General features: G+C 69.6%; 22 protein-coding genes and 3 tRNA genes. 7 read left to right on the top strand and 18 right to left on the bottom strand.

From position 1 onward, the window contains the following. Nucleotides 1-57 precede the first annotated feature (57 nt). Both IM777_RS03825 and IM777_RS03820 read right to left on the bottom strand, forming a co-directional pair. Nucleotides 58-852 carry a sulfite exporter TauE/SafE family protein gene (locus IM777_RS03825; protein ID WP_194384712.1) on the bottom strand — a complete coding sequence of 265 codons (795 nt, stop codon included), beginning with the start codon at nt 850-852 and terminating at the stop codon, nt 58-60. Further along, entirely contained in the window at nt 849-1,697 is an 849-nt protein-coding gene (locus IM777_RS03820) for a DUF2510 domain-containing protein (RefSeq protein ID WP_228480945.1), read from the bottom strand. The genes IM777_RS03825 and IM777_RS03820 overlap by 4 nt, the downstream gene beginning before the upstream one ends. A 269-nt stretch (nt 1,698-1,966) precedes the next feature. Between IM777_RS03820 and IM777_RS03815 the strand changes: the two genes are divergently transcribed. Continuing rightward, entirely contained in the window at nt 1,967-2,356 is a 390-nt protein-coding gene (locus IM777_RS03815; RefSeq protein ID WP_071043803.1) for an SHOCT domain-containing protein, read from the top strand. Between the two features lie 49 nt (nt 2,357-2,405). On the opposite strand, the gene coaBC is transcribed toward IM777_RS03815, so the two are convergent. Beyond that, the gene (coaBC, locus tag IM777_RS03810; protein ID WP_194384711.1) at nt 2,406-3,629 is read right to left on the bottom strand and encodes a bifunctional phosphopantothenoylcysteine decarboxylase/phosphopantothenate--cysteine ligase CoaBC; all 1,224 of its coding nucleotides are present in this window, start codon (nt 3,627-3,629) and stop codon (nt 2,406-2,408) included. 47 nt (nt 3,630-3,676) lie between these two features. Between coaBC and IM777_RS03805 the strand changes: the two genes are divergently transcribed. Beyond that, entirely contained in the window at nt 3,677-4,390 is a 714-nt protein-coding gene (locus IM777_RS03805) for an NRDE family protein (RefSeq protein WP_194384710.1), read from the top strand. A gap of 33 nt (nt 4,391-4,423) precedes the next feature. Here the strand turns inward: IM777_RS03805 and IM777_RS03800 are convergent, their stop codons facing one another. Continuing rightward, nucleotides 4,424-4,777, bottom strand: a complete 354-nt coding sequence (locus tag IM777_RS03800; RefSeq protein WP_194384709.1) for an ArsR/SmtB family transcription factor — start codon at nt 4,775-4,777, stop codon at nt 4,424-4,426. Between the two features lie 86 nt (nt 4,778-4,863). Here IM777_RS03800 and IM777_RS03795 point away from each other — a divergent pair, with 86 nt between their 5' ends. Genes IM777_RS03795 through IM777_RS03785 form a run of 3 tightly spaced genes read left to right on the top strand, consistent with a single transcriptional unit; the run spans nt 4,864 to nt 7,142 of the window. Then, on the top strand, nt 4,864-6,183 hold the full coding sequence (locus IM777_RS03795) for an FAD-dependent oxidoreductase (RefSeq protein WP_071044092.1): 1,320 nt from the start codon (nt 4,864-4,866) through the stop codon (nt 6,181-6,183). Further along, complete coding sequence (locus IM777_RS03790) at nt 6,183-6,719, top strand: GNAT family N-acetyltransferase (protein WP_194385433.1); 537 nt, start codon at nt 6,183-6,185, stop codon at nt 6,717-6,719. Before IM777_RS03795 ends, IM777_RS03790 begins: the two co-directional genes overlap by 1 nt. Nucleotides 6,720-6,767: 48 nt before the next feature. Beyond that, entirely contained in the window at nt 6,768-7,142 is a 375-nt protein-coding gene (locus tag IM777_RS03785) for an SIP domain-containing protein (protein ID WP_071043807.1), read from the top strand. 9 nt (nt 7,143-7,151) lie between these two features. On the opposite strand, the gene IM777_RS03780 is transcribed toward IM777_RS03785, so the two are convergent. From IM777_RS03780 to IM777_RS03755, 7 genes are all read right to left on the bottom strand, one after another. Then, nucleotides 7,152-8,279 (bottom strand): YihY/virulence factor BrkB family protein, encoded by a 1,128-nt coding sequence (locus IM777_RS03780; RefSeq protein ID WP_071043808.1) that lies wholly within the window; start codon nt 8,277-8,279, stop codon nt 7,152-7,154. 8 nt (nt 8,280-8,287) lie between these two features. Then, the gene (locus IM777_RS17140) at nt 8,288-8,701 is read right to left on the bottom strand and encodes a hypothetical protein (RefSeq protein WP_071043809.1); all 414 of its coding nucleotides are present in this window, start codon (nt 8,699-8,701) and stop codon (nt 8,288-8,290) included. 77 nt (nt 8,702-8,778) lie between these two features. Further along, nucleotides 8,779-10,299: a serine/threonine-protein kinase gene (locus IM777_RS03775; protein ID WP_194384708.1), complete on the bottom strand. Its 1,521-nt coding sequence runs from the start codon at nt 10,297-10,299 to the stop codon at nt 8,779-8,781. 176 nt (nt 10,300-10,475) lie between these two features. After that, a tRNA-Met gene (locus tag IM777_RS03770) sits at nt 10,476-10,549 on the bottom strand. 32 nt (nt 10,550-10,581) lie between these two features. Further along, nucleotides 10,582-10,653, bottom strand: a tRNA-Thr gene (locus IM777_RS03765). Between the two features lie 63 nt (nt 10,654-10,716). Continuing rightward, the gene (locus IM777_RS03760) at nt 10,717-11,829 is read right to left on the bottom strand and encodes a M23 family metallopeptidase (protein ID WP_194384707.1); all 1,113 of its coding nucleotides are present in this window, start codon (nt 11,827-11,829) and stop codon (nt 10,717-10,719) included. A 326-nt stretch (nt 11,830-12,155) separates the two neighbouring features. Continuing rightward, complete coding sequence (locus IM777_RS03755) at nt 12,156-12,950, bottom strand: inositol monophosphatase family protein (protein WP_194384706.1); 795 nt, start codon at nt 12,948-12,950, stop codon at nt 12,156-12,158. Nucleotides 12,951-12,987: 37 nt separating this feature from the next. Here IM777_RS03755 and IM777_RS03750 point away from each other — a divergent pair, with 37 nt between their 5' ends. After that, complete coding sequence (locus IM777_RS03750) at nt 12,988-14,580, top strand: phytoene desaturase family protein (protein WP_228480944.1); 1,593 nt, start codon at nt 12,988-12,990, stop codon at nt 14,578-14,580. A 52-nt stretch (nt 14,581-14,632) separates the two neighbouring features. On the opposite strand, the gene IM777_RS03745 is transcribed toward IM777_RS03750, so the two are convergent. The 5 genes from IM777_RS03745 to IM777_RS03725 all read right to left on the bottom strand — a co-directional run bounded on the left by IM777_RS03745 (nt 14,633) and on the right by IM777_RS03725 (nt 18,529). Then, nucleotides 14,633-15,832 (bottom strand): hypothetical protein, encoded by a 1,200-nt coding sequence (locus tag IM777_RS03745; protein WP_194384704.1) that lies wholly within the window; start codon nt 15,830-15,832, stop codon nt 14,633-14,635. Between the two features lie 139 nt (nt 15,833-15,971). Further along, nucleotides 15,972-16,053 (bottom strand) — tRNA-Tyr (locus IM777_RS03740). Nucleotides 16,054-16,164: 111 nt separating this feature from the next. Then, the gene (locus tag IM777_RS03735; RefSeq protein WP_194384703.1) at nt 16,165-17,076 is read right to left on the bottom strand and encodes a carbohydrate kinase family protein; all 912 of its coding nucleotides are present in this window, start codon (nt 17,074-17,076) and stop codon (nt 16,165-16,167) included. Further along, nucleotides 17,073-17,561, bottom strand: a complete 489-nt coding sequence (locus IM777_RS03730) for an FBP domain-containing protein (RefSeq protein ID WP_194384702.1) — start codon at nt 17,559-17,561, stop codon at nt 17,073-17,075. Before IM777_RS03730 ends, IM777_RS03735 begins: the two co-directional genes overlap by 4 nt. Nucleotides 17,562-17,629: 68 nt before the next feature. Then, entirely contained in the window at nt 17,630-18,529 is a 900-nt protein-coding gene (locus tag IM777_RS03725; RefSeq protein WP_228480943.1) for a bile acid:sodium symporter family protein, read from the bottom strand. 125 nt (nt 18,530-18,654) lie between these two features. Between IM777_RS03725 and IM777_RS03720 the strand changes: the two genes are divergently transcribed. Continuing rightward, a complete protein-coding gene (locus tag IM777_RS03720; protein ID WP_194384700.1) occupies nt 18,655-19,143 on the top strand; it encodes a YajQ family cyclic di-GMP-binding protein in 489 nt (162 codons plus the stop codon). A 158-nt stretch (nt 19,144-19,301) separates the two neighbouring features. Here the strand turns inward: IM777_RS03720 and IM777_RS03715 are convergent, their stop codons facing one another. Together IM777_RS03715 and IM777_RS03710 are read right to left on the bottom strand one after the other, a co-directional pair. Next, nucleotides 19,302-20,690, bottom strand: coding sequence for a type II toxin-antitoxin system HipA family toxin (locus IM777_RS03715; RefSeq protein ID WP_194384699.1), 1,389 nt, complete (start codon nt 20,688-20,690; stop codon nt 19,302-19,304). After that, on the bottom strand, nt 20,687-20,899 hold the full coding sequence (locus IM777_RS03710; RefSeq protein ID WP_194384698.1) for a helix-turn-helix transcriptional regulator: 213 nt from the start codon (nt 20,897-20,899) through the stop codon (nt 20,687-20,689). Before IM777_RS03710 ends, IM777_RS03715 begins: the two co-directional genes overlap by 4 nt. Nucleotides 20,900-21,015: the final 116 nt, after the last annotated feature.

Below are 21,015 nucleotides of genomic sequence, written 5' to 3'. Positions count from 1 at the left end.
CGAGGGCCGCTGAGACGGCTGCGGCACGATGCATCCCGCGATGGATCCCAGGATGGATCAGCGCCGGCGGCCCTTGATCGCCCGCAGGGCCATCTGCACGGCGATGACGACGAGGAACGCGGCGAAGAGCATGTTGCCCACGAACGGGTCGACCAGTGTCGCGATCAGCGCGCCGAGGGCCGTGGTCGCGCAGGCGGCCCCTCCGACGAGCGCGGCCGCGACGAGGTCCACGTTCCTGCGGCGCACGTTCCCGATCGTCCCCGACACAGCCGTGGGGATCATCATCAGCAGCGAGGTGCCCTTGGCGAGCAGGTCGCTGGTGCCGAACAGGAGCACGAGAGCCGGCACGACGATCACGCCCCCGCCGACGCCGAGGAGCCCGGCGAGGATCCCGGTGATCACCCCGAGCGCCACGAGGGCGGCACCGCTCAGCCACGTCAGCGGCAGCCCCGCCTCGCGCGACGGGATGACGAAGAACAGGCTCACGATCACCACCGCGAGGAAGGCGACGAAGCCCCACCGCAGCACCGTGACCGGCAGACGTGCGAGCAGCCACGTGCCGATCTGCGCTCCGATCACCGCGCCGCCGGCGAGGATGAGGGCGGGGATCCATGCGACCGAGCCGTGCACCGCGTAGGAGATCACCCCCACCGTCGCGGTCGGAACGATCGCGGCGAGCGACGTGCCCGCGGCGAGGCGCTGGTCGAAGCCGAGGATGAGCATGAGCAGCGGCACGATGACGGTGCCGCCCCCGACGCCGAAGAGTCCGGAGAGGAGGCCGGCGAGGGCGCCGACGAGAAGGCACGTGATGATGAAGCGCGGCGTGCGCGCGCGGACAGCGGCTTCGCTCATTCGACCGATGCGTCGTCGATGAGCCAGGCGCCGTCCTCCGACACCAGGACATACGTGTAGTCGTCCTGAGCCGGCTGCGGCTCGGGCAGCGGCGAACCGTATTCGTCGACACTAGACATGTACGTCTCGCGGGTCTGCAGCACGATCTCGCCGTCGCCGGTCTCGATGTCGGTCACCGTCAGTTCGTAGCCCGACGTGGTCGCGGCGAACTCGGCGGCGCTCACCTGGAAGGTCTCGCAGTCCGCGATGCCGAGGTAGTCGCGGAAGTACTCCGTGGTCGAGGCGACGTAGGCGTCGCAGTCCCCCTCGCGCCAGGCGCTGTCGTAGGTCTGCACGGTCTCGATCGCCGCGCGCTCATCGGCCGTCTCGCCGGAGGCGGCGCCGCCGCCTTGCAGCATGCCCAGCGCGAGCGGAATGAAGACCGCCGCGAGCGCCACGATGCCCAGGAGCACGACACCCACGACCACCCACACGATCCAGAGCTTGGAGGACTTCGGCTCGGTGGCGGAGATGAACGCGCCTCCGACCCCTGCACCGGGGTAGCCCGCGGGCGGTAGACCCGAGACCTGCGGGTCACCCGTCTGCTGAAAGGCGGGCTGACCGGGCGGCGTGACGTCGGAGGCGCTTCCCGGGGCCGCGAACAGCTGCGAAGCGGGGTCCGCGTCGGCGGGTGTCGCGGAGGCGTCCGTGGACATCGTGGAGGCCTCAGCGGGGGCGTCGTGGTCCGGTTCCGCTGCAGCTTCCGGCTGCTCGGGCACGTGGACGTGCTCGGTCCACTGGGCACCGTCCCACCAGCGCAGCGCGCCGTGTCCGTCGTCGTACCATCCGGGCGGGGTCGTGCTCATCGCGCCTATCCGTTCACGGGCGCGCGGGTGGCGCCGCACGCCCACCTTACCGGCGCGCATCCGGTGGGGCCGCCGCGTCCGCACCTGCACGAGGCGGACCGGATGCGGTGTCAGCGCGACCGGAGGCAGCATCCGCAGAATTCGTTCCCAACGTTTTCCCAGGGAGCGGTATCATTCCGCGGTGGGGGACGCGTTCCTCCTTGCGCGCTTCGCTCTGCACGACCTGCGCAACACCTCGCATCCATGCAGAACGCCGAAAGGACGAGAATATGGGCTTCTGGGAGAACTTTTTCGACGTGATCTGGTGGTTCTTGTTCGCATTCGCGTTCATCGCCTACCTCTTCGCGCTGTTCGCCATCATCGGCGACCTCTTCCGCGACCACAAGCTGAACGGCTGGTGGAAGGCGCTGTGGATCATCTTCCTGATCTTCGTGCCCTTCCTGACCGCGCTGGTCTACCTCATCGCGCGCGGCAAGGGCATGGCCGAGCGCAGCGCCTCCGAGGCGCAGCAGGCGAAGGCGGCGACCGACGCGTACATCCAGCAGGTCTCGGGCGGCAAGAGCCCGGCCGAGGAGATCGCCCACGCCGCCGAGCTGCTGAAGGCCGGCACCATCACCACCGAGGAGTACGAGAAGCTCAAGGCGAAGGCACTGTCCTGATCCGCTGATCGACTTCGCGAAGGCCGTCACCCGCCGGTGGCGGCCTTCGTCATTCCCGGGCGTTCCGGGATCGCCGCGCCGTCACGACGACGTCCCAGAGGGCGTCGGCGATCTCGCGCTTGCTGCCGCGCCGCTCGGCGACCACGTGCCCGCCGTGGCCGATGATCGCCACCGCGTTGTCCGGCTGCTCGAACCCGCGCGACCACCCCACCTCGTTGACGACGAGCAGGTCCGCGCCCTTACGCTCGCGCTTGCGCCGACCCCGCTCGAGCAGGCGCTCTCGGTCCGGCTCGGTCTCGGCCGCGAATCCCACGATCGTCTGCCCGTCGGGCCGGGCGGCGGCGAGACCCGCGAGGATGTCGGGGTTCTGCACGAGCTCGAGGGTGAGACCGTCATCCGTCTCCTTGGCGAGCTTGGTGTCGGAGACGGCCGCGACCCGGTAGTCCGAGACGGCCGCGGCCATCACGACGACATCGGCCCCGACCGCGGCCGCCCCGACGACCGACTGCAGATCGGCCGCGGTGCCGACCTCCACGGTCTGTATGCGCGGATGCCGGCGCGCGGATGCGGCCGCCTCCGTCTCGACGTGCGCGACCACCAGGGTGACGTCCGCGCCGCGATCGGCCGCTGCGAGGGCGACGGCGACGCCCTGTCGGCCGCTCGAACGATTGCCGATGTAGCGCACCGGGTCGAGCGGTTCGCGGGTGCCACCGGCGCTGACCACCACGCGAACACCGGCGAGGTCTTTCGGCGCGAGCACGGTCAGGGCGATGTCGGCGATCTCATCCGGCTCGGTCATGCGCCCCGGCCCGGAATCACCGCCGGTGAGCTCTCCGTCGGCAGGGCCCACGATGTGCACGCCGCGGTCGCGCAGCGTCGCGATGTTGGCGCGGGTCGCGGGGTGCTGCCACATCTCGGTGTGCATGGCCGGAGCCACGACGACCGGGGCGGTGGTCGCGAGTAGGGTGGTGCCCAAGAGGTCGTCGGCGAGTCCGGCGGCCGTTTTCGCGAGGAAGTTCGCCGTCGCCGGTGCGACGACCACGAGGTCGGCGGACTGGCCGAGGGAGACATGCCGAACGCGGGCGACGTCATCGTGCACCGATGTCGTCACCGGGTTGCGGCTGATCGCCTCCCACGTGGTCAGTCCGACGAACCGCAGGGCGTCGTCGGTGGGGATCACGTGCACGTCGTGCCCCGCCTTCACGAAGCGGCGCACGAGGTGGACGGACTTGTAGGCGGCGATGCCACCGGTGACGCCGACGACGATGAACACGCTTCGATCTTGCCACCGCCTCACCCGAGCCGACCGAGGAGACCCGCATGTGCACGGTGATCGTGAGCGTCCCGAGCGCGCCCGGCGCCCCCACGCGGTTGCTGGCCGTGCGCGACGAGGATCCCGCCCGGCCCTGGAATCCGCTCGGGGCGTGGTGGCCCGAGCGCGACGACCGCATCGTGGGCGTGCGTGACGTGCGCGCCGGCGGTGCCTGGCTGGCGGCGCTGCCGGATGCGGGCCGGCTGGCGGTGCTGCTCAACCGTGCCGATGTCTCGGACCGACCCGAGGCCGATTTGGTCTCGCGCGGGGTTCTCCCCCTGGATGCGGTGCAGGGCTCGGTTCCCTCGGGCGACCCGCGCACGCACGGCTTCAATCTGGTCGACGTCGACGGCTCAGCGGTGCGCGTGGTGTCGTGGGATGGGCGCGACCTCCGTTCGCGGAGCCTCGAGCCGGGTGTCCACATGCTCGCCCACGACGATGTCGACGACGCCTCCACCGCACGCATCGCCGCGTGGCTCGACGCGTTCCGCGCGGCGTCCGGCCGACCCGACGCCTGGATCGAAGCATGGCTGGGCGTGCTGGACCGCTCCGCGGAGCTCTCCCCCGATGACGATCGCGCGATCATCCGCGACAATCGCCCACACGGGTACCCGACGCAGTCGCTGCTGCTGTGCGCGGCGGAGATCACGTCTTCCGGGGTGGATATGCGCTACGGCGAGCTGGACCGCCCTGCCCGGTGGACGCATCCGTCGTGGGTCTGACCACCGACCGGACTCGGGCCGACGGCGGGAGCGTCAGGCGCCGATGAGCACCGCGGACACCTGCTCGAGAGCGTCGGGCACCAGCCGGTAGTACGCCCAGGTGCCCCGCTTCGACCGGTGGAGGAATCCGGCCTCCGTGAGCACCTTCAGGTGGTGCGAGACCGTCGGCTGGGACAGCCCGATCGGATCGATGAGATCGCACACGCACGCTTCCTGATCCGCATGGGAGGCCACGAGCGACAGCAGTCGCAGCCGTGCCGGATCCGCGAGCGCCTTCAGCGTGGCGGCCATCCGCTCCGCCTCGTCGGGGCCGATCGGCGCCCTCTTCAGGGGCGCGCAGCATGCCGCGCCCTGCGTGACATCGGTGACCTCGAGCATCGCGACCATATATCGATAGTAGTAAATATTGACAGGTTTCGATACCCGACGTCATACTGTGCATCGATACTCATCGATATCCCGTGGAGGCCACCATGACGTTGCTCGAACTGACGCCGAGAGTCGAGGCGGACGATCCGCGGACGGCGTTGCCGGTGGTCATCATCGGGGCCGGCCCGGTCGGGCTCGCCGCAGCAGCGAATCTCGCCGAGCGGGGCAGGGACTTCGTCGTCATCGAGGCCGGCGATCGCGTCGCCGCATCCATTCGACTCTGGGGCCACACGCGACTGTTCTCGCCGTGGCGGCACGTCATCGATCCGGCTTCCCGACGTCTGCTCGAAGCGTCCGGCTGGACGATGCCGGCCGATGAGAGCCGATCGCCCACCGGCCACGAACTCGTCGACGCATTCCTGGAGCCCCTCGCCGCACTGCCGCAGATCGGGCCGCGCATACGGTTCGGCACGCGCGCGATCGCCGTGACGCGGAAGGGGATGGACCGCACCCGCACCGCCGGCCGCGCTCGAGCGCCGTTCCTGCTCCGCGTGCGGACCGCCGAGGGGATCGTCGAGGAACTGACGGGCCGCGCGGTGATCGATGCGTCCGGCACCTACGCGACGCCGAACCCGCTCGCTTCGTCCGGGCTGGATCCGCTCGGCCTCGCCGATGTCCCCGATCTCGTGCACCATGCGCTTCCCGACGTGCTCGGCACCGAGCGGGCGTCGTTCGCGGGAAAGCACACCGTCGTCGTCGGCGCCGGCCACTCGGCGTCGAACACCCTGATCGCCCTTGCCGAGGTGGCGAGAACCGAGCCGGCGACACGGGCGACGTGGCTCATCCGCAACGCCTCCGCGATCCGTGTCTCCTCGTCGCCGGACGACGAGCTCACCGATCGCGCCGCCCTCGGCTCTCGCGTGGAGCAGTTGGTCCACGCCGGACGCATCGCGGTGATCGACTCGTTCGAGATCTCACACCTGGAGTCGACCGACGTCGGCGGGGTGACCGTGGTCGGCACCCGCCACGACGAGCCGGCCCACATGGACGCCGACGTCGTGGTGAACGCGACCGGCTTCCGTCCCGACCTCAGCATGCTGCGCGAGATCCGACTCGAGCTCGATGACGTCATCGAGGCGCCGCGCCGGCTGGCGCCCCTCATCGACCCGAATGTGCACTCGTGCGGCACGGTCGCGCCGCACGGGTTCGCCGAACTTCGGCACGCGGAGCCGGGGTTCTTCCTGGCGGGCATGAAGTCCTACGGCCGGGCACCGACGTTCCTTCTCGCGACCGGGTATGAGCAGGTCCGCTCCATCACGGCATGGCTCGATGGCGATGCACCCGCCGCAGCAGAGGTTCGGCTCACCCTGCCCGCGACCGGCGTCTGCTCCACCGGCCTCGCCGAGGGCGGTTCGTGCTGCTGATGATCCGCATCCAGGTGATGACCGCCGCCGACTGGACCGATGTCGAGCAGATCTACGCCGCCGGAATCGCTTCGGGCGAGGCCACGTTCGAAACCGACACGCCCACGTGGGAGCAGTTCGACGCCGGCAGGATCCGACCGGCAAGACTCGTCGCCGTCGATGAGCGCGGGGCGGTTCTCGGATGGGCCGCCGCCTCACCGGTATCGGTACGGGCGGCATATCGAGGCGTGATCGAGCACTCCGTGTACGTCGACCCGGTCAAGCGCGGCGCCGGGATCGGTCGACGACTGCTTCAGGCCCTGGTAGCCGAGGCCGAGGAGGCCGGTTACTGGACGATCCAATCGAGCATCTTTCCCGAGAACACCGCGAGTCTGCGATTGCACGAGCAGACTCGCTTTCGCGTCGTGGGCAGGCGGGAGCGGATCGCACTCTCGCTTCTGGGTCCGCACGCCGGCACGTGGCGCGACACGATCCTCGTGGAGCGGCGCTCCGTCCGGCTCGGCCCGGATCCGTCCGCATCGTCAGGCGGGGCCTGATCCGTCCCATCCGTTGCGCTCGAAGTTAGGGCACCCTAACCTGAAGGGGTGACCGTCTCCACCGACTCTCCGCTCTTCCTGTTCGCCGGCGACAGCTCCGACGTGCCGTACGTGCAGGCGACGCTCGAACGCCTTCCGGTGGACGCCTTCGGCCACGTGTTCCTCGAGGTCGCGACCTCCGTCCAGATCCAGTCGCTGCGGCGGCCGGAGGGGATGTCGGTGCACTGGCTGTGCCGGACCGATGTCGGGGTCGACGCCACGATGAGCCCTCGCGGGGCACGCCTCGAGGCCGCGACGCGCGCGTGGCTGTCGGAGTGGATGTGCGGATCCGACTCCGGTCCGCGCATCATCTGGATCGGCGCGACGACGATTCCGGCGATGTCCCGCCTGCACGACGAGATCCATCACCATCACGCCGGCTGAGCGCGCACCTCAATCGCCTCGGGAGCGCCACGAGCGCACGATCTCCTTGATGCGGTCGAGCGCTGAGACCGGGTGACTCGGAAGCGGCTCGCCCTGGCGAAGCAGCGCGCCGCGCTCCTCGTCTGCACGCTGGGTCGCGTGCATGCGGTCGAGAGCTCGTTCATCACGCGGCGGAAGCTGCAGACTCTCCTCGGCGACCACACCCGCCTGCAGCTGGCGACCGCGCTCGAGTTCGGAATTGAATTCCGCACCCAGCAGCAGCGCGAGGTTGAGGATGAAAACCCAGATCAGGAACACCGCGATTCCCGCCAGGGAGCCGAACGTGCGCTCGTACTGGGAGAAGTTCGCGACGTAGGTGCGGAAGCCGAACGAACTCGCCGCGAGGAGCGCGACCGCCACGATCGCGCCGAGCGTGAGCCAGCGCACCTTGGGCTGGCGGATGTTCGGCGTGGCGTAATACAGCAGCGCGATGATGACGACCACGCACGCGGCCAGAAGCGGCCACCGGGCGATCTGCCACACGATCACCGCACCCTCGCGCCAGGCCAGTGCGGAGCCGAGGGCCTCCACCACCGGCCGGGAGAGGAAAGCGAGGGCCGCGACGAGGACGACGAAGACCACGATCACGATCGTGACCAGCACATCCAGCGGCTTGCGCATCCAGAACGGACGCCCCTCGTCGATCTCGTAGATGCGGTTCATCGCGCGCCCGAAGGCTCCGACGTAGAGCGACGCCGACCAGATGGCCGCCGCGACGCCGATGACCAGGCTCAGCGATGCGGAGGATCCTGCGGCCATGCTCGACAGCGGCTCGCGCACGATGTCGAGGACCGCGGCGGGCACGGCTCCTTCGATCATTTCCAGGCCGCGCTCGATCACCTCGGGACCGTCGGCGATGAGCCCGATGATCGAGACGAACGCGAGCAACCCGGGAAACACCGACAGCACCGCGAAGAAGGTCAGTCCCGCGGCGGCGTCGACGCATCCGTCCTGCCCGAACTCGTGCACGGCGCGGCGCAGGGAGTATCGCCAGGTGTCTCGCCGGATCCGCGTGGGCCACCGCACCTTGACCGGGTCGTCGGCTTCCGGACGACCACTCGACGCGGACGCGGACGCGGCCCCTTCCGTCTTGCTCACCGAGCGCGTCAGGGGACGGAGTTGATCTGCTCGAAGCTCGCCGCCTCGATGCCGTAGAAGACGAGCCCGAGCACGAGCATGGACAGCGCGAGAGCGCCCATGATGATGGCCAACGCCCGAAGCCGCTTGCGCCCGTGAGGAATCGTCAGGGCCGCGACGACCAGACCGATGTAGAGCCCGATGGTGACGATCAGGCCGATGATCGGAACGACGATCTGCAGCGTGAATCCGTAGATGAAGAACGCGAGCATGAGCACGGCGAGAGCGCCCCCCGCAACCAGCCATACCGCGGTGTTCGCGCGAGCCCTCCCCTTCGGTTCCGGATCGTCGCTCGAGCGTGCGCTCGACAACGAGTCGTCGAGGGCAGCCTTCCGCGCCCGCTTCGACGCCTCGAAATCTGCGGTCTCCTCGGATCCGTTCATAGGATCACCTCCAGCCCGCGACGTTAGGCGATCGGGACGGTCTGCGGCACGGCCTTGACACACGATGGAACGACGCGTCAGTCACGTCCCCTGCCGTTGCCGCCGGCGTTGCCGTTCCCTCCAGCATTGCTGTTTGCCGCAGCGTTGTCGTTGCCGTTCCCGCCGGCGTTGCTGTTGGCTCCCGCATTCGCGGCGCCCCCGTCGAGTTCGCCGTCGACGTTCTCCTCGGCATTCCCGTCATCGACGTTGGCCGTCGCCCCCTGTGAGGGAGGCTGTGAAGCGTCGTCTTCGGTCGTCTCGTCGCCTGATGAGCCGCTCGGCGCATCCGACACGGTCTCGTTCACAGCTCCGTAATCCCCGGTCTCCGTCTCGCTCGGCTCGACCGGAGTGGGAAGCACCGTCTGCTCTGTGAGAACCTCTTCACCGACCGAGTCCGCGGACACCGCCCATGACGCCAACCACACGGAACAGCCGAGCGTCAGCGCCATTGTCGCCGATGCCGCCAGGGCCCATCCACGTGATCCGGGGCGATGGCGGGTGGTCCGGCGTCGAGCACCGGCGACGTGGGCGCCGGCACTGCCGTGAGGGACCGCAGACGCGGCCACGGCTTCGTCCACGAGCGTGCGCGTCGCCGGTGCCGGTGCCGGTGCCGGTGCCGGTGCCGGTGCCGGTGCCGGTGCCGGTGTTGCGACGGTGTCGATGTCCCCCACCGTCGGCGTGTCCCATGCGGCAGCGGCACGCTGGGGCGACGGCGCGAGGTCGCCGTGCGGGTGCGCGAAATCGCGCACGTGAGCCGCCACCTCGACCGCGGTCGGACGCGCGGCCGGATCGATCGCCGTCATGCGAGCAAGAAGTGGCGCCCATTCCGGCCCCACGGACGGCGGGATGAGCGGTGGGTTCGTGAGGCGGACGACGACGGATTCCACGCCCGTGGCCTGAGGGAACGCGCGCTGCCCGGTGAGTGCCTGCAGGAGCACCAGTCCCAGCGCGTACACGTCAGCCGGAGGAGCCGGGCTCTCCCCGCGCACCTGCTCGGGTGCAAGGAAGGCCGCTGTGCCGACGACGAGGCCGGGTTCGGTGAATCGCTCGGTCCCGGCCAGGTGGGCGATCCCGAAGTCGGCGAGTCGTGCCCGGTGGCGTTCCGCCGCACGACGCTCGGCCGCCAGCAGGATGTTCGCCGGCTTCACATCGCGATGAACGATGCCGGCAGCGTGCACCGCGGCGAGAGCTTCCGTCAGGTCGAGGGCGATTGCGCCCACTTCATCGCTGGGCAGCGGGCCGCCATCGAGTCTTTCGGCGAGCGTCACGCCGTCGACGAATTCCATCACGAGATAGGTCTGGCCGTCCTCCGCGATGCGCGCGTCGAACAACGTCACGAGCCCGGGATGATTCAACGATGCCAGCAGTGCCATCTCGCTCCGGGCACGATCCGCCGCTGCGGCATCCTGATCGCGCAAGCGTTTGATCGCCACCGTCCGGCCGAGTTGCGTGTCTTCGGCGCGAATGACGTCCGCCATGCCGCCGCTTCCGAGCACCCCCATCGCCCGGTAGCGACCACCGATGAGCTCACCGGTGGTGAAGGGAAGTGAAGGGGGCATGCAGGTTCCATCCGCGTCGGGTGCGATATCGCGAAGCTACCGAGAACGCCGACGCGATCAGGGGCCCTTGACTCTTGCGCGGAATGCTGATTGCCAGACCCACCCCGCGATTTCGCGAAGGGCCGGGGCTCATGCCCACACGACAAAACCCCCGGAATTCCGGGGGTTTGAATCGGTAGCAGGAGCGGGGCTTGAACCCGCGACCTCACGATTATGAGTCGTGCGCTCTCACCAACTGAGCTACCCTGCCGCGACGCATCCGCGGTCTGTGTGGATGCTGCGAGCCCCGAGTCAGGATTGAACTGACGACCCCTTCCTTACCATGGAAGTGCTCTGCCACTGAGCTATCGGGGCATGCCACCCGCAAGCGGGCAACTCAAAGAGGATATCAGGTCGCTGCATCCCCTTGAAATCGGATCAGCCCCCGGCGTGCTCGCGGAGCCACGGCAGCGGATCGATGGCCGTCTCGCCTCCCATGAGCACCTCGAAGTGAAGGTGCGGCCCCGTGGAGCGGCCGGTGTTGCCGACCAGACCGATGGTCGTGCCGACCTCGACCTCCTGACCGACCTCGACCTGGAGCGACCCGTACTGCATGTGCGCGTAATGGGTCGAGACGAGTTCGCCGTCGATGACGTGATCGATGATGACGTGCACCCCGTACGCACCGCCCGACTCGGTCGCCACCCGCACGACGCCGTCAGCGACAGCCTGGATGGGCGACCCCAAACCGGGAACGAAGTCGATTCCCTCGTGAAGGGCACCCCAGCGCATGCCGAATCCGGAGCTCATCGGGACTCCGACGGCGAACGGCCACTGAATCTCGGCGTTCGGGTCGTTGTAGAACAGGTCGGAGGTCTGGGTGATGCCCGATTCGGCGGCGAGCTCGGCATAGGTCTCGGTGCCGTAGCTCTCGCTGCGCTGAATCTGGAGGTTCTGCACACCTTCCGGCGCGACGTACGCCTGGATCTCGTCGGCCTCCTCGGCCGTCAGGTCGGTCGCTCCGGGAGCGATGACCGTGCCCGCGACGCTCTCCCCCGTGGCGGCGGCGAGCGCTTCGGCCGGCGTGGTGGTACCGACGGCCAGAAGCGTCACGACACTCATGACGCCGATCGAGAACGACGCGGTCGCCAGGCGCTTGAAGGAGGCACCCGACACCCGGCGGGACACCCGGGGAGCGGCCGCGGATGCGCCGAGATCCGCTGCAGGCGCCTCACCGTCGGCTGGGTCCTCGGCCGCGACCGTTCGCTGCACGGGCGTCTCGCCGGTGAAGTTGAGCCGCCGCGCGGCGGTGTCGAAGTCGTCGATGACCGGAGCGCCGCTGTCCCTCTCGTCCGTCGGGACGTCGGACGCCGACCGGTCCACACCGGTCACCTCGGTGACGACGACCGAGGGCTCGGGCGCCTTGGCGGCATCCATCGTCGCCGTCTCGGGGGCGGACTCATCGACCGGGATCACACCGGTGACGGCGCGGGCCGCTCGCGCAGCGCGGCGCGATGTCGGCGCCGCGGGCTGGGGAGATGCGGGAATCATCGGGATGTCGGCCGAGGAAGCTGAGCCGTGACGTGGGACCGCGTGCTCGACGGCCGGAAACTCCGCCGACGACGCCGGGGCAGGCGCGCGGTGAGCACGGCTGGAGCGCCGGGTGGGCGCGGGCTCAGCCAGGGGGGAATCGGGAAGCAAGCGGGTGGGGCTCTCGGGTCGAGTCGCGGGGGAAGCGACGGTCTTTCGGGGGAATAGACCCTTCTCACCGACCGAACGGTGAAAAGTAACGATCGGGTAAACACCCTACCCGCGCGACCCTGAGAACTCCATCCGTGGACATGCGGTTCGGCGAATCCATATGTGACGTTTGTGTTTCAGGCCGGGCGCGACGCGACGGCGACCAGCTGCTCGATCAGCGCAGGACCGGCGGCCACCGTCAGCGGGCGCTCCTGATCGTCGATCCACGCGATCTCACCGCCCGACTCGGTGACGAGCAGATCGGCGGCGGCGTGGTCCCAGGGCTTGAGTCCGCGTTCGAAGAAACCGTCGACCCGGCCGGCGGCGACGTACGCGATGTCGAGCGCGGCGGCGCCGATGCGGCGGATGTCGCGGGCGAGGGGCATCACGCGGCCGACGAGCGCGAGGTCGGCCGCGTGAGTGGCGGCGTCGTAGCCGAAACCCGTGGCCAGCAGCGCTCCGGCGGGGCCGGGTGCGGCGTTGACGCTCAGCTGACGTCCGTCGAGCCACGCTCCGTGACCGGCGGCGGCGTGGAACAGCTCTCCCTGGGCGGGGCTGTAGACGACACCGGCGAGCACCTCCCACGCCCCCGGCGTCGGCGTTCCGGTCACAGCCGCGACGCTGGTCGCGTATGCCGGGATGCCGAACGCGTAGTTGACCGTGCCGTCGATCGGGTCGACGACCCACGTGATGCCCGACGTGCCGGCGTGCGTGCCGCCCTCCTCGCCGAGAAAGCCGTCATCGGGGCGTGCGACGGCGATCCGGTCACGGATGAGCGTCTCGACCTCGCGGTCGGCCTCGGTGACGATGTCGGCCAGGGCCGACTTCGTCGCGGCGATCGCCACCCCCTCGCTGCGACGACGACGGGCGAGGTCGCCGCCCTCTCGAGCGACGGCGATCGCGATGGCCTCGAGTTCGGCGGCAAGCGTCATGCTTCCACGCTATACGCCGGGTGGTTACGGTGAAGGCATGGTCGCCGTTGCCGCGCACACCCATGACGTCGTCATCGTGGGCGGGGGCCACAACGCCCTCGTCGCCGCCGCCTACCTCGCCCGCGACGGTCGCTCGGTCGCGGTCCTCGAACGCCTCGGCCACGTCGGCGGCGCCGCGGTGTCGGAACGGCCGTGGGCCGGAGTCGACGCACGCCTGTCGCGGTACTCCTACCTGGTGAGCCTCCTGCCCCGCCACGTGATCGACGATCTCGGACTGCGGGTGCGGTTGACGCGCCGGCGATACTCCTCGTATACGCCCGATCCGCTCCATCCCGATCGCGGTGTCCTGATCGACACGGCGGATGCGCAGGCCACGGCGGACTCCTTCGCGCGCGTCACCGGGGACCCGCACGAAGCGCGACGCTTCGCCGACCTGTCCGACCGCCTCGGCGCCGTCGCCGCGGCGACCTTCCCGTCGATGACCTCTCCCCTCCCGTCCGCAGCGGAGATGAGGGCTCGATGGGGCGACGACGGCCTGTGGGAGGCGCTGGTGGAGCAGCCGCTCGGCGGCCTCGTACGCGCATCCGTCACGTCGGACATCGCTCGAGGCATGGTGCTCACCGACGGCCTGATCGGCACGTTCGCCGCCGCCGATGACCCATCTCTCCGGCAGAACCGGTGCTTCCTCTACCACGTCATCGGCGGCGGAACCGGCGACTGGGATGTGCCGGTCGGCGGGATGGGACGGGTGACGAGCGAACTCGAACGGGCGGCTCGCGCCGCGGGCGCGCAGATTCTCACGGCGGCGCCCGTGACGGCGATATCGCCCGACGGCGAAGTGCACGTGGGCGGCGACGAACCTCGCGTGCTGAACGGTCGGATCGTGCTCAGCGGAGTCGGGCCTGCCGTGCTCACCGACCTGCTGCGCGCGGGCGGGGCGGATGCGGCCGATTCAAGCGCACCCGTCGAGGGCGCGCAGCTGAAGGTGAACATGCTGCTGCGACGACTGCCGCGGCTACGCGATGCGCACGTCGCGCCGGAGGCGGCGTTCTCGGGCACGTTCCACGTGAACGAGACACTCTCGCAGCTGGACTCGGCGGCAGCCGCCGCGCAGGCCGGTCGCGTGCCGGATCCGCTTCCGGCCGAGATCTACTGCCACTCGCTGTCCGACCCGTCGATCCTCGGTGACCCGTTGCGGGCGACGGGCGCGCAGACGCTCACCCTCTTCGGGCTGCACGTGCCGCACCGGCTGGCGGCGGGCCGCGACCCGGACGCGTATCGGAGCGAACTGCTCTCCGCGGCCGAACGGTCCCTCGACGCGGTACTGGGCGAGCCGCTGGCCGGCTGCCTCTACGAGGATGCGGACGGAGACCCCTGCATCGAAGCGCGCACGACAGCCGACCTCGAAGCGTCCCTCGGCATGGTCGCCGGGGACATCTTCCACGGCCCGCTGTCATGGCCGTGGGCGGAACCCGGCGAGACGCTCGACACTTCCGCACGACGGTGGGGTGTCGCCACCGCGCACGACCGGATCCTGCTCTGCGGCTCCGGCGCGCGACGAGGCGGCGCGGTCAGCGGTCTCGGCGGCCACAACGCGGCGATGGCGGTCCGGGAGATCCTCGGAGCGTGACGCTCGCGGATCCCGACGGGCGTCACGCGTCGAGGTCGCGTGAGTCGAACGGTCAGGTGCGCGGCGGCAGCGGCGGGGGCGGCGGGTAGCCCTCGTAGCCGGGCGCGGCCGGCGGGGTGTCTGCGTCGCCGGCATCCTCCTGGGCACCGGAGCGCTGGGGACCGGCGGGGAACGACTCCGTGGCCGGAGCGGGCCCCCAGGGCATGGGCGAGGGCGGCTGCTGGCGCGCGGCGTGACCGGCGGCCGATGTCGGCTGCGGTTCGCCTCCGCCGGGCTCCCCCGCCGGCTGAGCCGGCGCGGGGTCATCGGCGGGCGCCGGCGGCACCGGCGGAGCGGTCTCCGGCGGCCGCTGCGCGGAAGGCTCGGGTGCGGCGGTCTGCGGGGCGTACGCCGGTGGCTCGGCGACGCCTGGTGTCGGAGCGGCGGCCGCCGGGGGCGGGTACGTCGGCTCGGGCTGATACGCGGGCGTCGGCTGCTGTGCGGCGCCGGGCTGCGCGTAGGGCTGAGTGGGGTAGCCGGTGTAGTAGGCGTTCCAGTCGGGGCTTCCGTCGACGAGAACCGGCAGCGGAGTGCGACCGTCGACGTAGGTCGGCCAGGCCACCGGCGCCGGCCGGGCACGCGGCGGGCGGGGTGCGAACAGGGCGTTCACGAGCGGCAGCAGCGCGGTGCCGACGGCGGCGAGGATCGTGATGGCGACGACGAAGCGCCAGTAGAGCGAGGCGAATCGGATGTACTCGTGGAAGGCGAGCGGCAGCACGAGCATGACGGCGAGGATGGCCACGAGGCTCACCGTCACGGCGTAGACCACGAGAGTGAAGGTCGTGCGGTTGCGCTGCAGCGCCTTGGTGAACAGGCGCACGTGCAGCAGCACGAGCTGCAGCACCAGCACGATGAGCAGGAACTGCACGAAACGGCCGAAGCCGCTGTAGAAGGAGCGCTCCGGCATCCAGATCATGGTCGCCCCGAGCAGCAGGATGACGATCCAGACGCCCATGCTCGCCAGCGCGAACCATGCCGGTCGTCGTGGCGCGAGATGCGCATCCAGCAGGGCGGCACCGGCGAAGCCCGCCAACAGCAGGATCGTGAGGAAGGCCCGACCGATGATGCCGTTGTCGGAGCCGACGAACACCCACACCACGCACACGAACGCGGCCGCGATGAGCGCGCCGATCGCGACCCAGATCGCGGCACGGATCAGCTTCGAGCTCGAGGTCTCGTCGGCCGGGGCTTCGGGTGGATAGGGCGCAGTCATGGTCGAACCTTTCTCCGCGGGTGCTCCGCATCGACCATCCTCGCACGGGGTCATCGACCCGGGCGAGGGTCAGGCGGCGGGCTGTGGATGAACCGGGAACGACGAAAGGCCCCGCGCATCGCGGGGCCTTTCACATGAGTGGCGAGTGAGGGATTCGAACCCCCGAAGTCGAAGACGGCTGATTTACAGTCAGATCCCTTTGGCCGCTTGGGTAACTCGCCAAGTGCGCACCTGTCCGGCTTTTCCAGTCGACCAGAGGCGCGATCAACAATCTTACCCCCGGATACGCGCCCGCAGAAATCGACGCAGGCGGTCCCCGATGCCCCGCGGCATCACGTGCCGATGCGGTCGATATCGGTGTCATCGAACACCGACGGCAGGCGCAGTAGCGCCCCCTCGAAGCGGCACGTGGCAGCCGCCGCATCCATCGCGTCGACGAGGATCTCCCGCCAATCGGGCACGACCGCGCCCTCGGCGTCGGCGAGGGCGGCGATCGTCACCGCAAATGACGCGTCGCCCGCCCCCATCGTGTCGACGATCGGCCCGGGCATGGTGGAGATCGGCTGTGTGATGGACTCCGTGCCGGCGACGATCGTCGCGCCGTCGCGCCCTCGCGTGGCGAGCACCGCGGTGGCTCCGGCCGCGCGCAGTCGCTCCACGACGGTGTCGAGCCCCTGCCGGTACAGCAGCGTCGCGTCGTCGTCGCCCACCTTCACGAGGTCGGCCGACGCGGCGAGCGCCTCGAACCCGCGCACGAATTCGGCGCGGTCGTGCATCATCCCCTCGCGCGGATTCGGATCGAGGGCGACGACGGATGTCTCGAGAGCGTCGGCGAGCGCCTCGGCCTCGGCGGGGACATCGAACGGGAAGCAGCTGACGGCCACGACCGCGGCCGTCGAGATCGCAGCGCGTTCGGCCTCGCCGAACCGGATGCTGCGGTTCTGCGCCGCCTCGTTGAACTCGTACACCGGCTCGCCACCGGGACCCCGTGTGCTGACGGCGCGCGACGAACCGCGCGGCGCAGGAGAGGCGAGGAGCTCGACGTCGTAGTCGTGGAGGTAGGAGCGGATGTGATCGCCGGACTCGTCGTCGCCGACCATCGCGATGAGCGTCGTGGGAACGCCCAGCCGAGTGAGCCCGACCGCCACGTTCAGCGCCGCTCCCCCGACGAACTCCCGCACTCCGCGCTCGTCGCGGATCTCGTCGATGAGCGCGTCGCCGATGACGACCACCGAGCCGGTCATGCGGCCTCCGCCACGCGGTTCACGAGCGCCTCGGCGCGCTGACGGGTGCCGTCGATGCGGCGGTCGACACTCGCCCGCATCTCGTTCGGAGCCAGAGGCGCGGCAAGCCGAACGTTCTCATGACACGACAGGTCGGCGCAGATGTACGTGCCGATGCTGTCGCCGTTGTCGCCGGCATCCCCCGCTTTGCGCGCCGTGAACAGGGCGACCTGGTCGCCGGGCTGCATCGTGTGACACAGGTTGCACATCGCCGGGCGGGCGTGGGACGAGCCCGAGCTCGCCCGCAGCACCACACCGGTCGGTTCCCCGCCGACCTCGGCGATCATGTAGCCCCTGCCGCGGGTCTGCGGATCCCGCCATGCGAAGAAGTCGGTGTGGTCCCACTCCGTCAGCACGAAGTCGGCGGGCAGCTTCACCCGCGTGATCTCCTCGGGTGCGGCGTTCACGAACGACTCGCGGACGTCGTTCTCGGTCAACGGGCGCATGCAGCCTCCTCGTCCGGTGTGCGGCCAGTCTAAGGACTCCGCCGACGGCTCCGGGAGGCATCCGCCCGTCATGCCCGCTCCCCGCTTGTGGAGGCCGCGGCCGCTTCTGTCCCGTCGGTGTCGGGCGCATCCTGCCTTCCCCGGATGAGGAATCCGAAGCCGAACGCGATGAAGAACATCAGCACGCCGTAGACAGCGGCGGGAAGGCTCAGCTCGACCGACCCCAGCACCGTCTGGGCGATGACGATCGCGAGGGTGGCGTTGTGGATGCCGATCTCGAACGACGACGCGATCGCCTGCCGGCGCCCGACTCGCACCAGTCGCGGCACGAGGTATCCGACCGACAGACTGAGCGCACAGAACACGATGGTGATGAGCGCGAGGCGCCCGGCGTTCTCGACCAGCAGCGCCCAGTTCGCCGCGACGGCCCCGGCGATCACGATGACCAGGACGATCACCGAGGTCACCCGCACGGGCCGGTCCATCCCGTGGGCGAACCGCGGCCAGAGTCGGCGCACGATCATGCCGCCGATGACGGGAAGCAGCACGATCGCGAACACCTCGAGGGTCTTGGCCCACTGCAGGCCGAGCTGATCGTCGAATGGATCGAAGTACCAGATCGCGAAGTTCGTGATCAGCGGGAGGGTCACGACGGCGATGACCGAGTTCAGGGCGGTGAGCGAGATGTTCAGGGCGATGTCGCCGCGGAACAAGTGTGAGTAGAGGTTCGCGGTCGTGCCACCCGGCGAGGCGGCGAGCATCATCATCCCGACCGCGAGGATCGGGGGGAGCTGAAAGAGAATCACCAGGCCGAAACACAAGACCGGGAGGAGCAGCAGCTGACACCCGAGGGCGACGAGCACGGCCTTGGGCTGCGTCGCGACACGGGCGAAGTCGCGCGGCGTGAGGCTCAGCCCGAGGCCGAACATGATGATCCCGAGCGCGACGGGAAGTCCTATGGTGGTCAACGCTGATCCCATCCGTTCAGTGTGTCGGATGCCGCCCTCCCCCACCAGAGCCGCCCCGCACTCGGTCGGCGTCGGGTCCGCAGACCGGTGGGGACTGCGAGTGCTTGCGAGAGTAGATTTGGGGGATGGCAGACTCCAGTTTTGACATCGTCTCCAAGATCGATCGCCAGGAAGCCGACAACGCGCTCAATCAGGCCCGCAAGGAGCTCGAGCAGCGCTACGACTTCAAAGGCACCGGCGTCTCGATCGAATGGAGCGGCGAGGCCGTGCTGATCAAGGCCAACAGCGAGGAGCGTGCGACGGCGGCCCTCGACGTCTTCCAGACCAAGCTCATCAAGCGCGGCATCTCCCTGAAGACCCTCGACAGCGGCGAGCCGCAGGCCAGCGGCAAGGAGTTCCGCATCGTCTCCACGCTCAAGGAAGGCATCTCGCAGGAGAACGCGAAGAAGATCGGCAAGATCATCCGCGACGAGGGGCCGAAGTCGGTCAAGTCGCAGATCCAGGGCGACGAGCTGCGCGTGCAGTCGAAGAGCCGCGACGACCTGCAGGAGGTGCAGCGCCTGCTCAAGGCCGCCGACCTCGACGTCGATCTGCAGTTCGTCAACTACCGGTAGCACAGGCATCTGATCAGGGATTTTCTGCTTTCGGTCCGCAGGGAGTCCGCAGAAGTCCGCAGATCGGGTTCGCGGATGCCCCTTTCTGCCGCGTAAATTCGCGGTTTTCGGGGTCTGAGGTTCTGCGGATTCGCTGCGGGCTGGGTCAGCCCAACGGCTCACTTTGCTGCAGAGGGGGATGCGAACGATCCGGGGTTGCCGGGCCCTCCGATGTCGCGATTGCGGGGCTGCGCGGCGTCTCCGTTAGGGCGTTGCGTCGCGGCGATCCGAAGCGGACGGTCGAGCTCGCGCGTCAGCTGCTCGGCGCGCTCGCGCACGCGGCCGGTGATCCTCGCGGCGAACGCGACGTCGGCCTCCGCGAGCGGCGCCGCGCTCGCAGCGTCCGCATACGCGTCGGCGACTCCGCCCACGATGCGCTTCGCGGTCGCGATCGCCCAGTCTGCGTCGAGGCCAGCGTCGATCGCCTCCTGGGCGATGTGCCGGGGTTCGATCTCGGCGACCCGGTAGTGGCGCCCGAACGACATCGAAAGTCGCGCGCGACGCGTGTTCAGGTCGTCGTAGGGCAGCGCGGTGGCGACGTCGTAAAGCGGGGCAAGGCCAGGGCCTCGGCGGCCGTCATGGAGGATCGAGTAGTTCTTGGCGTGCGCGTCGGTGCCGAGGATCGCCCAGTTGAAGATCGTCGCCTCGAGGAATGTGCGCACGCTGTCGTCGACGTCCCGGCCCCGCGTCTCGCGGATGACGTCGACGATGTCGCGGATGCCGGGGCCACCCTCGTTCTGGTACTTGCTGGCGGGGTGAGTCGCCGTCGCCTGGGCGAGATCCTCCTGGTGCAGACGCTCGACGTCCACACCGTGGAGCAGCCGGTCGTAGCGTTCAACGACGATCGCGGTTTCGTCCTCGAAGCGCTCGATCCGGCTGGCCGCAGCACGCAACCCCAGCAGTGACGCGGCCGCGAGGGAGAGGTGTTCGTTGAGGTCGCTGTGCTGGAGTCCTCGGATGCCGGGCTTGAGGATGTGCGTGGAGGCGGCGCGGCCGGTGGGCACCGCCCATCCGGCATCTCTCGCAGCGAGGGCGAACTTGGACTGCGCGCCGGCGAGCGAGAAGTAGCCGCCGACATGGCCGGGAAGGAACCACGCTTCGGGGTCGCTGCGCAGTTCGCGGAGGTGGGCGGCGATCTCGGCGACCTCGATCGGCTCGAGGGCTTCAGGGCCCTCGAGGATAGGCGCATCGGATTCAGCTAGCTGGACGGCACCGGCGGTGTCGAGTCCGACATGGGCGAGGAGCGCCATCGGATTGCGCGGGCTGACCGAGAACCGCGCGCCCCACCGCTCGAGAACCGTGGCGTTGTCGGGGAGCAGGTTCCAGAGGAAGGTGATGGGCGCGTCGCCCCCGTGGGTGCGGCGCGACTTCGGCAGGGAGAGTGACAGCTCCATGCGGCGAGCCCCCTGGCGCCACTCATCGTCGAATTCGAACTGGACCGCTCCCCCGACGCCGGTGAACCAGCCGACGCGATCTCCGCGCAGGTAGGCGGTGAGGCGGTCACTCATGGCGCGGCGACTTCCACGTCGAGGTCGAGCGCCTCGGCGAGCCGGAGGAGGTGATCGACCGTGGCGGTCGCAGCGTTGCCGTTCTCGAAGCGCACGACCCACTGTCGACTCATGCCCACGGCCTCGGCCAGGGCACCCTGGGACATGCCCCGATCGCGCCGACGGTCGCGGACGATGTTGCCGAGGTCGGCAGGCGTCACTACGAGCATCGAGTCACCTCTGTCCGTCAGGTCTGACAACCGAGCGAATGTCCGTGAAGTCTGACACTTCACGCGATGTCCGTCAAGTCTGACATCGCTCCCCCGATCTGCGCCATCAACCCCGG

Source organism: Microbacterium luteum (assembly GCF_015277875.1).
Taxonomy (GTDB): domain Bacteria; phylum Actinomycetota; class Actinomycetes; order Actinomycetales; family Microbacteriaceae; genus Microbacterium; species Microbacterium luteum.
Note: the sequence above shows the minus strand (reverse complement) of the source record. Positions and strands in the feature narration are given on the sequence as shown.

Bases quoted from the DNA above. Each gene is read 5' to 3' on its own strand.
- IM777_RS03825 (WP_194384712.1), bottom strand. From the start codon at position 852: ATGAGCGAAGCCGCTGTCCGCGCGCGCACGCCGCGCTTCATCATCACG.
- IM777_RS03820 (WP_228480945.1), bottom strand. From the start codon at position 1,697: ATGAGCACGACCCCGCCCGGATGGTACGACGACGGACACGGCGCGCTG.
- IM777_RS03815 (WP_071043803.1), top strand. From the start codon at position 1,967: ATGGGCTTCTGGGAGAACTTTTTCGACGTGATCTGGTGGTTCTTGTTC.
- IM777_RS03805 (WP_194384710.1), top strand. From the start codon at position 3,677: ATGTGCACGGTGATCGTGAGCGTCCCGAGCGCGCCCGGCGCCCCCACG.
- IM777_RS03800 (WP_194384709.1), bottom strand. From the start codon at position 4,777: ATGGTCGCGATGCTCGAGGTCACCGATGTCACGCAGGGCGCGGCATGC.
- IM777_RS03795 (WP_071044092.1), top strand. From the start codon at position 4,864: ATGACGTTGCTCGAACTGACGCCGAGAGTCGAGGCGGACGATCCGCGG.
- IM777_RS03790 (WP_194385433.1), top strand. From the start codon at position 6,183: ATGATCCGCATCCAGGTGATGACCGCCGCCGACTGGACCGATGTCGAG.
- IM777_RS17140 (WP_071043809.1), bottom strand. From the start codon at position 8,701: ATGAACGGATCCGAGGAGACCGCAGATTTCGAGGCGTCGAAGCGGGCG.
- IM777_RS03775 (WP_194384708.1), bottom strand. From the start codon at position 10,299: ATGCCCCCTTCACTTCCCTTCACCACCGGTGAGCTCATCGGTGGTCGC.
- IM777_RS03760 (WP_194384707.1), bottom strand. From the start codon at position 11,829: ATGATTCCCGCATCTCCCCAGCCCGCGGCGCCGACATCGCGCCGCGCT.
- IM777_RS03755 (WP_194384706.1), bottom strand. From the start codon at position 12,950: ATGACGCTTGCCGCCGAACTCGAGGCCATCGCGATCGCCGTCGCTCGA.
- IM777_RS03750 (WP_228480944.1), top strand. From the start codon at position 12,988: ATGGTCGCCGTTGCCGCGCACACCCATGACGTCGTCATCGTGGGCGGG.
- IM777_RS03745 (WP_194384704.1), bottom strand. From the start codon at position 15,832: ATGACTGCGCCCTATCCACCCGAAGCCCCGGCCGACGAGACCTCGAGC.
- IM777_RS03735 (WP_194384703.1), bottom strand. From the start codon at position 17,076: ATGACCGGCTCGGTGGTCGTCATCGGCGACGCGCTCATCGACGAGATC.
- IM777_RS03730 (WP_194384702.1), bottom strand. From the start codon at position 17,561: ATGCGCCCGTTGACCGAGAACGACGTCCGCGAGTCGTTCGTGAACGCC.
- IM777_RS03720 (WP_194384700.1), top strand. From the start codon at position 18,655: ATGGCAGACTCCAGTTTTGACATCGTCTCCAAGATCGATCGCCAGGAA.
- IM777_RS03715 (WP_194384699.1), bottom strand. From the start codon at position 20,690: ATGAGTGACCGCCTCACCGCCTACCTGCGCGGAGATCGCGTCGGCTGG.
- IM777_RS03710 (WP_194384698.1), bottom strand. From the start codon at position 20,899: ATGCTCGTAGTGACGCCTGCCGACCTCGGCAACATCGTCCGCGACCGT.